This is a genomic window from Streptococcus sp. HMSC073F11, assembly GCF_001810785.1.
GTDB lineage: Bacteria > Bacillota > Bacilli > Lactobacillales > Streptococcaceae > Streptococcus.
Window position 1 is genome coordinate 96,770 of record NZ_KV802691.1, and the last position, 10,525, is coordinate 107,294.

Consider the following 10,525-nt stretch of genomic DNA (forward strand, 5'->3'; position numbering starts at 1 on the left):
AAAAAATATTCTAACTCTTTTTTCAAAATTTTTCAAATATTTTGTTTGGAAATTTCATACTTTCAATCATTTTACAGCGATAATTAAAAATGATGAACTTTCTTAAGTTATGGAAATTCAAATAATCTTTTCATTTTCTAATACTTTATCATCAAATTGTTCAGCTAGTATAGTTGCTGAGTGATAAAGTTCCTTTGCTTTATTTTTATCATTTTCAAAATAAAGATAGCACTTAGCTTCAAATACTGAAATTCCAGGTTTATAGACTTGCAACATTGTTACTGATAAAATTTCATTCATCTTTTTTACTAGAGATATCATATGCTTATAGTCATTATGAACAACATAAACACCCGCTATGGCACAAAGAACTGATAGTAGCTCTACATTATACATTTCATCACTAACTAATTGCTGTTTCAACAACTTAATCCGAAAATCATCTAATGCTCTCTTCTATAAATCAAGTCTTGACATTGCATAGCAAAATAATCAATTAATAGTAAATCATTGAATGTGTAAACTTGCTTTAGTGTTACTTGCTTAAAATAATCATCAAAAATATCTTCAGCGAAACTACCTGTCCCTGTTCTTATCAAGTCTAATATTCTTTCAATCAAGTCTAGACTCAGCAACTCTTCCTCAGGAAGAGCTAGTTCTTTATTTTCAAGAAAAGTATCTATCGGAACTTCTAATCGCTTAGATAAATATTGTAACTTAGTAATTGTTGGCAAGGATTGCCCAAGCTCAGTACGCATCAGCTGTTTGATTATTAAGTCAGCTTCTGTCCACAGACCTCTTCTCTCATCAATTTGTGACGTTCACGTTCCTGTCTTACTCTATGACCAATTTCAGTTTTAATATCTGTTGTCATTCTTACCTCTAACCACAATCCATAAATTAACATACTTTTAATTCTTCGGCTAAAAATTAACAATAATTCTTTTTCAAATCCGTCATATTATTTTCTAAAACTTGGATGTCTTGGCTGACTTTGAGAATGACAATGCTGCCTTGAATACTGGAGATGACTTGACGGGCCTGCAACTGCGCCCGCTCTTCTGACCAGTCAGCATGCAGGTCTTGCAAGAGGCTGGCTAACTTCTCTGTCCACTGGGTCATAAAATCATTGAGAGGACAGCGGAAGTTCTCATCTTCTGTGGACAATTCCACAATCAGATTACCAATTGGGCAACCATAAAAGACCGTCTGACTTTCATGAAATTGACAAACCCAGTCAATCATATCCGAAAACTTGTCACTGTCAGACTTGTCTGCTTCAAAAATATCTTCAAAAAGCTCTTTTCGCCAATTTGCTAAAATATCTTGAATGACCGTCAAACCAATTTCCTTCTTAGATTTGAAATAATAATAAAGCTGTCCCTTGCCAACATCAGCTGCCTCCATGATGTCACTGATGGAGGTGGCCACATAACCCTTCTGATAAATCAATTCCTCAGCACTTTGTAAAATACGCTCTTTAACGCTCATCTACTCACCTCTCTTTTTTCCTATTATAGCAGATTCAGAGTCTGAGACCAAACAATTGAAACCACCTCCTTTTGCCACTGTTTTATCATTAAAATTTTTTGTTCTGAGCAAATTAATTTACAAATTCAATTTTAGATGTTATTATAATTGTACCGAATGGTCAGTATATAACTAAAACTACCATTTGGAAAATCATCAAACTAACAGTCTAAATTCCTATTGGCTGTTAATCAAATCATATTAGGAGGAACCTCATGTTCAATCAGAAAAATGTCGCATTTGTTATCACAGACCCACAAGTTGAATTCCTAAAACATCCTGGTAAAGGATTCGGAGCAACTAAAGATGTTCTTGAAAAAGTTAATACTATTGAAAATCTGACAAAGCTTTTCGCTCTTGCTAAAGAGCGTGGCTACAAGCGTTTTATCTCACCGCACTACTTCTATCCACACGATCACAAGTGGCAATTTAAAGCTGCTGGTGAAACGATGATGATTGAAAACGAAATGTTTTGGCGTGATAGCCAGTATTCAGCAATTCCAGAAGGCTCTGGAGCAGATATGATTGAAGAGATTAAACCATTTTTGGATGAAGATACTATTGTTGTCAACGGACATAAAATCTTTGGCCCAGAAAGCAACGACCTTAACCTTCAACTCCGCAAAAATGGTATCGACACCGTCATCTTGGCTGGTATGAATGCTAATCTCTGCGTGGATTCACACATGCGTGAACTCATAGAATTAGGCTACAATGTCATTGTTGTTAACGATGCTGTCGGTGCTCCAGGTGAAGAAGCCTACCAAGCTGCACTAACAAACTACGGCTACATTGCCAACCAAGTTTTGACAACTGAGGAAGTTATCGCTCAACTTTAGTATTAAAAACAAAATCAGGTAATCCTAGTGACTACCTGATTTTCTATGTTTTAGGCGTTTTGCCAATTTTCTTGGTCTTCTTTAAATCGTTTTAGAAGGTCGAGCCCTTCTGGTGTGATATAGCCTTCTTCTTGGGCTAGATGGATGAGTTCACTGTAGTTAGAAAGCGTTACTAGTTTGACACCTGCATCTGAGAAGTTCTTATCTGCTTTTGGCAATTGGTAGCTGAAGATTGCTACAACTCCAAGCACATCTGCTCCTTCTCGTTTAGCAGCTGCTACAGCTTCAAGAACAGAACCACCAGTTGAAATAAGGTCTTCAACCACTACCATTTTTTGACCTTGAGCTACGCGGCCTTCGATTTGATTACCAGCTCCGTGGTCTTTTGGTTTGCTACGGATGTAGGCAAATGGCAGATTCATCTTGTCAGCAATAATAGCTCCGTGTGGAATCCCTGCTGTCGCAGTTCCTGCAATCACTTCAACCTCCGGAAAGGCTTCTTTGATAGCATCTACAAAACCATTTTCAATGAGAGTACGAGTTTCTGGATAGGCTAGTGTCACACGGTTATCTGTGTAAATCGGTGACTTAATACCAGATGCCCAAGTGAAAGGCTCCTCTGGTTTGAGGTAAACGGCTTGAATTTTCAAGAGGTGGCTAGCGATATCTTTAGCAAGTGTCATGGTCTTCTCCTTTTGTTTTTCTAATCTATTTCTTTAATTCTAGTCTTGGTTCCATTCATCCTTGATGGCATAATAAGCTGCAACAGGATCCTCAGCTTGGGTAATGGGACGTCCCACCACGATATAGTCACTACCGATTTGATAGGCATCCGCTGGCGTCATGACGCGTTTTTGATCTCCTACTGCAGCACCTGCAGGACGAATGCCCGGTGTCAGACAGATAAAATCTGGATTGGTAGCCTGCTTGATGACTTGCACTTCCTGAGCCGAGCAAACGACACCATCTAATCCCGCTTCAGCTGTCTTCTTAGCATAATGAATCACAGACTCTTGCAGGCTAGTTTGGATATTTTGGAACTCCTGCATCTGGGCTTCTGACGTTGATGTAAGCTGCGTTACAGCGATCAATTTGGCTTGACTTCCAAGACCTTCTCGCGCCGCCTTCATCATCTCTACGCCGCCAGCCGCATGAACATTGGTCATATCTACACCAAGCTGAGACAGGACCTTCATAGCTGACTTGACTGTATTGGGAATGTCATGCAGCTTGAGATCCAGAAAGACACTATGACCCAGGCCTTTCAAGTAAGACACAATCTCAGGTCCCGCTGCGTAATAGAGCTCCATCCCTACCTTTAGATAAAGGCTTTCTTCTGCTGGAAATAGAGCTAAGAATTCCTTGACCGCCTCAAAACTAGGAAAATCAAGAGCAATAACTGGACGATGTTCTCGCATAGGTTTCTCCTTTTACCTTTGCTAGTGAGAGAGTCTGGCCACAAGAAGCCATGAAAAAAGGAACCTGCCAACAGCAAGGTTCCACGAAAAATGGGTAGTCTCCACCCTTTCACCGTCTAACCTTAGCTGCCTCTCTGGACTGCTTTAAAGGTTTTTTACTATTCTATTATTTCTACTAGAACTTGTCAAGTAAAAACATGGCCACTGAAGAACTACGAGAGAAAAGCTAAACCTAGCGGCGCGATGAACGTCGGGTCGTTTGGTTTTGATTGCCCTCTTCCTCCAGCTTTTTCCTTTCCTCTTCTAGTTTATTTTGCTGTTCTTCCAGTTTTTTCTTCTCTTCCTCTTTTTGTTTCTTCTCAGCTTCCTTAGCCTCTTGTTTGGCTTTTTCCTCAGCCTCCATAATTAATTTATCCGCCACAGTGTAACTGTAAATTCCAGCTTCCATGTCAATCACACTCGGTTCTGACAATTGTGGCTTAATCTTACTGTAATATGGCAGTTTCTTACTCATTTCAGATAGAGGAACCAAGACCTCGTCCGAATCATTCATAGTCAATCGAATTAAATCTGATGTGACCTTGCTTGGGGCTAGTTCCACCTTTTGGATAGCAGATTTGAGTTCGGGGCTAATTTGAGAAAGTTCTGAGGTAAAGGTCTTGATTTGTTCGCTGTCATTAAAGAAAACTGATATATAAGTTTCTGGCAGACTCACCAAGCTCACCGAACTGGTCTCAAGCTGACCACTTGAAAGGATTGGATAATGACTTTCTCCAGAAACATAGTAGGCCACAATATCATATTCCTTAACCTTGATTGTAAACTTGGTTGGAAATTGATAGACAAGCTGAGCTGATTCAACCCAATAGTTAGACTTGATCTGCTCTTCATATTTTGCCTTGTCTAGCAGAAGGTTAATCGTATAATCCGAATCCTGAATGCCTGAAGCCTGTCGAATATCATCATCTGTAGTTTGCACTGTTCCCTCAACACGAATATCCTTCATGGTCGCATAAGGGCTGAGCAAGTATGCAGAGACAACCAATAAAAGCAGACTGAGAAACAAAATCGAGATAGCCCGCCAGATATGAACTCCTGGGATTTTCGGTTTGACCGGTTTTTCCTTTACAGGCTTTTTCTCTATTTTTTTATCCTGTTTATTCTGTTTCTTTGGCTCTTTGGATTTTGGTTCTTCTTTGGGTACTTCTTTTTTGACGTCTTCTGACTCTTCTACTTTTTCTTTAGCATCTTCCTTAGCTGATTTTGAGTCTTTTGGATCAGATTCACTCTCTTGGTCCTCGGTTGCATCTGACTTTTCAGATTTTGAAGCCATTCGAGCTTGTCTTTCCTTTTCCTTCTCTTCAGCAAGGGCAGCTTCTTCCTCAGCCTTCTTCTTCAGGTATTCCTGGTTTCGTTTCTGCCATTCAGACAATTCTTGCTTCTGGTTTGATTCTTTTTTCTTATCCTTTGACATTGATATTCCTTATGCTAGGTCTTTTCTTAGTAGATCGTAAAAATCTGCAAGAGATTTCAATTCAGTCGAAGCTTTCATGCTAGCTTGGTATTGATCCTTGTGACTAAGCAAGTGACTGAGTTTCGCCTCCAAGCTTTCCAAGGTCAAGTCACTTTCTTGAAGTTCTTCTGCGTAGCCTTTCTTAACAAAATAGGCAGCATTTTCAATCTGGTCTCCTCGACTTGCTTCACGACCCAATGGTACGATGAGATGGAGTTTCGCCATGGCCAAGAGTTCGAAAATCGTATTGGCACCACCACGCGTTACCACCACATCTGCCATCTCCATCAAAGGTTGATAGAGATCCGTCACATAATCAACACGAAAGAGATTTTGACTCAACTCATTGAGGCTAGAATATCCAGTGAAATTGATAATATTGTAGCGCTCTGTCAGTTCTTGCTTATAATCTGTCACCAATTGGTTAAAGACACGAGCTCCTGCAGAACCACCAACAAACAATACCGTTGGCAATTTAGGATCAAAGTGGGTTTGGATATCCACCAATTCATCTGGTTCAGGAGTGTTTTGGTCTGAAACCTTGGTCACTGCTCCCACATGCTCAACTTTTGCAAGACTAACAGGCTGCTCAAAGGTTGAGTACATCTTAGTTGCGAATTTATAGGCAATTTTATTGGCCAAGCCCATAGACAGGTCCGATTCGTGGATAAAGACAGGCACTCCTGACACACGCGCTGCGATAACGGGCGGTACAGAGACAAACCCCCCCTTTGAAAAAAGAGCCTGTGGACGCAGTCGTAACATGATAAAGAGCGATTGGACAATTCCCCAACCAACTTTGAAGACGTCCAGCATATTTTGCCAAGAGAAATAGCGACGCAACTTCCCAGTCGCAATGGAGTGGAAGGTCACATCCAGACCTGACTTGAGGATTTCTTGGTGTTCAATTCCATGCTTGTCACCAATATAGTGAACTTCCCAGCCATCTTCAATGAACTTGGGCATTAACAAAAGGTTGAGGGTGACATGTCCAACCGTCCCCCCACCTGTAAAGACAATTTTTTTCATATTATTCCTTTAACTCCGCTACTGTGTCGATAAAGAGGTCGCCACGTACTTCAAAGTTAGCATACATATCCCAGCTAGCATTGGCAGGACTGAGGAGAACCACATCTCCTTGAGTCGCGAGCTCATAAGCCTTGCGGGTCGCATCAGCAATATCTGTCGCATCTACATAAGCCACACCAGCCTTATCCGCTGCCCGTTTGACACGTTCTGCAGATTGACCGAGGATAACCATCTTCTTGAGCCCAGTAATATCTGGCACCAATTCGTCAAACTCATTGCCGCGGTCCAAACCACCTGCAATTAAGATAACCTTACTGTTGTCAAATCCTGACAAGGCTTTTTGAGTGGCTAAGATATTGGTTGACTTGCTATCGTTATAGAATTTGACACCCTTAATTTCATCCACAAACTGGAGACGGTGTTTGACACCACCAAAGGCTGAAAGAGTTTCTTTGATGGTTTGGTTATCAACACCACGAAGCTTGGCTACAGCAATCGTCGCAAGCGCATTTTCTACATTATGGCTACCTGGAACTCCGATTTCATTCGCTGCCATGACTACTTCCCCACGGAAGTAGAGTTGACCATCTTCCAGATAAGCTCCATCAACCTTTTCCTGTGTTGAGAATGGTACAACTGTAGCTTGTGTTTTTCTTGCCAATTCTTTTGCTAAGTCTTGGTTAAAGTTCAAGACAAGGAAATCAGCCGCTGTCATCTTGTTCTGGATATTCCACTTGGCTGCTACATATTCCTCAAAAGAACCATGATAATCGATATGAGTTGGCATGAGATTGGTAATAACCGCAATCTCTGGATGAAATTCTTGAACACCCATTAGTTGGAAAGAAGAAAGTTCCATGACAAGTGTGTCCTTGGCTGTCGCAGTTTGAGCCACTTGACTAGCAGGATAGCCAATATTCCCTGATAAGAGACCATGTTGACCAGCAGCAGTTAAAACTTCCCCAATCATCGTCGTTGTGGTTGTTTTCCCATTTGAACCAGTGATACCGATAATTGGCGCTTCTGAGATCAAGTAAGCCAATTCTACCTCAGTCAAGACTGGAATCCCCTTTGCCAATGCCTTTTCAATCATGGGATTGCTATAAGGAATCCCTGGATTTTTCACCATCAGAGCAAAATCTTCATCCAAGAGTTCCAAAGGATGCCCACCTGTGATAACCTTGATCCCTTCTTCCAGCAAACTTTGCGCAGCTGGATTGTCCTCGAAAGGCTTCCCATCATTTACTGTCACAATGGCACCCAGCTTATCCAACAAACGAGCTGCAGATTCACCAGACTTGGCCAAACCTAAAACAAGGACTTTTTGATTTCTAAATCGATCTATTACTTTCATGTCTCGAACTCCATTTCTACTCTTACTATTTTACCATTTTTATGGAAATAAAAAAGCCACAAAGCTTGTTTGTGACTCTTTCTTCTAACTGAATCTTGCCATATCATCTATGTGATAAATCGGTAACTCGAATAACTTGGTCCACTTGCTCCCAAATAAGAGGATTGTGGGTCGCAATAATAATGGTCCGATTCGGATTTTTTAAAGATTCTAGGATAGAAAGTAATTCCTCAGAGTTTTTGGGGTCTAGCGAAGCAGTTGGTTCATCTGCAAGAATCAAAGGCGGATCCTTTAAAATGATCTTCGCTAATGCAACACGTTGTGCTTCTCCTCCTGATAACTCAAATATAGGTTGCTTTAAATCCAAATAGGATAGGTTTACACGATTTAGAGCTTGTTTCATCAAAGAGATTTTCTCTTTTTCTTTCAACTTTTTACCAACTAAACCCAGATTGAGATTCTCTTTGACGGTCTGGCTTTCAATTAAGCCAAAATCTTGAAATAAATATCCCAAGTAATCTCTAAAGAAAACAGAGGGCTTAATGTCTTTAAGAGAGGTGCCATCATAGATGATTTGCCCTTTGTCATATGGCTCTAATCGTCCAATCATATTCAAGAGTGTTGTCTTACCACAGCCACTTGTACCTATTAAGGCATAAATTTTCCCACCTTCAAAATGAAGATTAGTATCTGAAAATAGCTGACGGCTTCCAAATTTTTTAGATATATTCTTTAGTTCAATCATCCTATTTTCCTTTCATAATTGTCATAGAAACACGAGATTCTTTCTGCGCTTGACGGTAAAGCGTCAGAACTGCACTAACTAGAAAGACTAATAAAGTGAGTAAGCCAATTACCCAGTCTCTACTGCGTAAAATAAAGAGACTAGCACCAAATACAAAACTGGCAAATTGACTAACCATATACTGGGCATGCGTTTCAAAAAATCGTAAACCTGAAATTCGTTTAATCAAGATATCTCGACGGAATTGCTCGAAATATAGAAGATTGACAGAATAAAAGAGTAACAAGGAACTGGCTATCCCCACAATAGCTCCTAAGATTAAAGTTGCTGTTTCAGTTTGCACTTCATTATAACGAGTTAGATAAACACTTCTTCCTTCTTTAAGATAAGATACTTGCTCATAAATTCCAGCTTCCTTCAAGAGAGCTAGTCCACTCTCATATCCTTTGATAAAGAGTTGCTTTCCAGCATTGATAGACCAACTAGATTTTGAAATGAAACTATCACCTGTAGATGTAGGAGTGAACACAACTAAAATCGGATCGGTTAAGTACTGAGTGGATACTGGACTTTCACCGTTATTATAAACAAATCGCTTTTCTCCTGTTGGAAGATAGCTAACAATCGCTCTCATTTCATACTCTAAAGGAGCGTTTTCATCCTCGCTTGATTTTCCATAGTAGTTTAATCTTTCTTCAAAAACTTTCTTAAGTTCTGCTTCCTGTGAACGAAGAGATTCTGGTAATAAGAGTCCAAATTCCCCTTTTTGAAGATGAGCTAGTTTCTGTCTAGTCTCATCATTTACAGACACATTTTCCTTGTCCAAATAACTTGGACTGACATAGAGAACATTAGCATCTGGACTATAGGTATCCAGTGTTTCCCCTTTTTCATTTTTTCCTTGAGGATTTGCAAAATGAATGAGATTATCTTTTACAAATAGAGCCTGTTCTTTTTCAACTGCTTCTTTGGAAAATTCATACCACTTATTCAGATTTTCTGTATCTTTTCCTCTATCACCTAAACCAAAAGAAATTTGATAATAATCTGCTCTATCCTTCCATGCTTGTTTTGAAATTTCAAGTTCTTTCAATCGTTGGTAAGACGTCAAACCCGTCTTAACAGCGTAGCCTACTGTAAAAACAGCTACTAACTGACACAATAGGGTTAAAGCCATCAAGCGTTTAAGGGGTAATCTTCCCTTAATAACGGGAACTAATGCTTTGTAACTCAAACTCATTAGGTAAAGGAGCATTAGTAAAATTGAAATCCCCAATAAAAACAAAAGATAAAAACTAATCCCAAAACCATAGGTAGCTAACAAGATAAGATAAAACAAACCTTGACTAAAAAGAACGACTCCCCCACCTAGGAAGGAAAGGAGGGCTGATAGAAGGAGCCACTTGATATCAGTAGATAAAGAATGCCCCATGATGGATAAGAGTGTCTGACCAGAAAAGAGTTTTATACCTGCTACTCTCATTTCCTTAATCCGAGTGATAATCACTAAAGCAAAGAAAGATAAGCCAAATATTGCTAAACTAATTAAAATAAGTGGATTTAGTAAAATTCGAAAAGCAAGGGAATAGGGAGGTGTCTTTCGGTCAGCAACTGCTTTATAACCCAAATCTCCTAATTTATCGGCTAGCTTTTCTTTCGTCAAGGAGCCTGATAAAAGGAGATAACTATTTAGTGGATCACTACGTTCACGACTTTCTTGGCTAGCTTCTTGGAATTCTTTTGGTAATGTTCCCTGACCATAAGTTGCATAAGTAAAGTGAGTTGTCCCATCCTTACTCGGCTCTACAATTCTTCTAGCTATTAAACTCTGTTCTGAGTTTACAAACTTCTCTAATTCCTTTTCAAATACCTCACGCGACGGTTCCTGAGTATCTTTTTTGACACGAAGTAAAGAAACGGAATCATAGCTTGCATATAAATATTGTGGCGCACGTAAGACAATAATCCAAGCAAAGAAGAAGCTGAGAAAAAAAGTTGACAATAATATGAATAGTTTCTTCATAGTAGACTCCTTGTATAAGAGAATAACCCTATAGAAAAAGATTTATACTCTTCGAAAATCTCTTCAAACCACGT

11 protein-coding genes are annotated in these 10,525 nt (G+C 39.6%); 1 reads left to right on the forward strand and 10 read right to left on the reverse strand.

Annotated elements, in window-relative coordinates:
• Positions 1-117 precede the first annotated feature (117 nt).
• The 3 genes from HMPREF2764_RS10145 to HMPREF2764_RS06235 all read right to left on the reverse strand — a co-directional run bounded on the left by HMPREF2764_RS10145 (position 118) and on the right by HMPREF2764_RS06235 (position 1,491).
• Entirely contained in the window at positions 118-423 is a 306-nt protein-coding gene (locus HMPREF2764_RS10145) for a hypothetical protein (RefSeq protein ID WP_158086419.1), read from the reverse strand.
• Between the two features lie 20 nt (positions 424-443).
• Complete coding sequence (locus HMPREF2764_RS06230) at positions 444-758, reverse strand: hypothetical protein (RefSeq protein ID WP_002880183.1); 315 nt, start codon at positions 756-758, stop codon at positions 444-446.
• A gap of 172 nt (positions 759-930) precedes the next feature.
• A complete protein-coding gene (locus tag HMPREF2764_RS06235) occupies positions 931-1,491 on the reverse strand; it encodes a TetR/AcrR family transcriptional regulator (protein WP_000111607.1) in 561 nt (186 codons plus the stop codon).
• Positions 1,492-1,745: 254 nt separating this feature from the next.
• On the opposite strand from HMPREF2764_RS06235, the gene HMPREF2764_RS06240 reads away from it, so the two are divergent.
• Positions 1,746-2,369, forward strand: a complete 624-nt coding sequence (locus HMPREF2764_RS06240) for a cysteine hydrolase family protein (protein WP_049478141.1) — start codon at positions 1,746-1,748, stop codon at positions 2,367-2,369.
• Between the two features lie 50 nt (positions 2,370-2,419).
• Here the strand turns inward: HMPREF2764_RS06240 and pyrE are convergent, their stop codons facing one another.
• The 7 genes from pyrE to HMPREF2764_RS06275 form a co-directional block, all read right to left on the reverse strand.
• Complete coding sequence (pyrE, locus tag HMPREF2764_RS06245) at positions 2,420-3,052, reverse strand: orotate phosphoribosyltransferase (protein WP_004261667.1); 633 nt, start codon at positions 3,050-3,052, stop codon at positions 2,420-2,422.
• 39 nt (positions 3,053-3,091) lie between these two features.
• Positions 3,092-3,787, reverse strand: coding sequence for an orotidine-5'-phosphate decarboxylase (gene pyrF, locus HMPREF2764_RS06250; protein ID WP_070528039.1), 696 nt, complete (start codon positions 3,785-3,787; stop codon positions 3,092-3,094).
• A gap of 232 nt (positions 3,788-4,019) precedes the next feature.
• On the reverse strand, positions 4,020-5,261 hold the full coding sequence (locus HMPREF2764_RS06255) for a cell division protein FtsQ/DivIB (protein WP_070528042.1): 1,242 nt from the start codon (positions 5,259-5,261) through the stop codon (positions 4,020-4,022).
• A 9-nt stretch (positions 5,262-5,270) separates the two neighbouring features.
• Entirely contained in the window at positions 5,271-6,329 is a 1,059-nt protein-coding gene (locus tag HMPREF2764_RS06260) for a UDP-N-acetylglucosamine--N-acetylmuramyl-(pentapeptide) pyrophosphoryl-undecaprenol N-acetylglucosamine transferase (protein WP_070528047.1), read from the reverse strand.
• 1 nt (position 6,330) lies between these two features.
• On the reverse strand, positions 6,331-7,683 hold the full coding sequence (gene murD, locus HMPREF2764_RS06265) for a UDP-N-acetylmuramoyl-L-alanine--D-glutamate ligase (RefSeq protein ID WP_070528050.1): 1,353 nt from the start codon (positions 7,681-7,683) through the stop codon (positions 6,331-6,333).
• Positions 7,684-7,786: 103 nt separating this feature from the next.
• A complete protein-coding gene (locus HMPREF2764_RS06270) occupies positions 7,787-8,428 on the reverse strand; it encodes an ABC transporter ATP-binding protein (protein WP_000571283.1) in 642 nt (213 codons plus the stop codon).
• A gap of 1 nt (position 8,429) precedes the next feature.
• Positions 8,430-10,451, reverse strand: a complete 2,022-nt coding sequence (locus HMPREF2764_RS06275) for a bacteriocin-associated integral membrane family protein (RefSeq protein ID WP_070528053.1) — start codon at positions 10,449-10,451, stop codon at positions 8,430-8,432.
• Between the last annotated feature and the right edge of the window lie 74 nt (positions 10,452-10,525).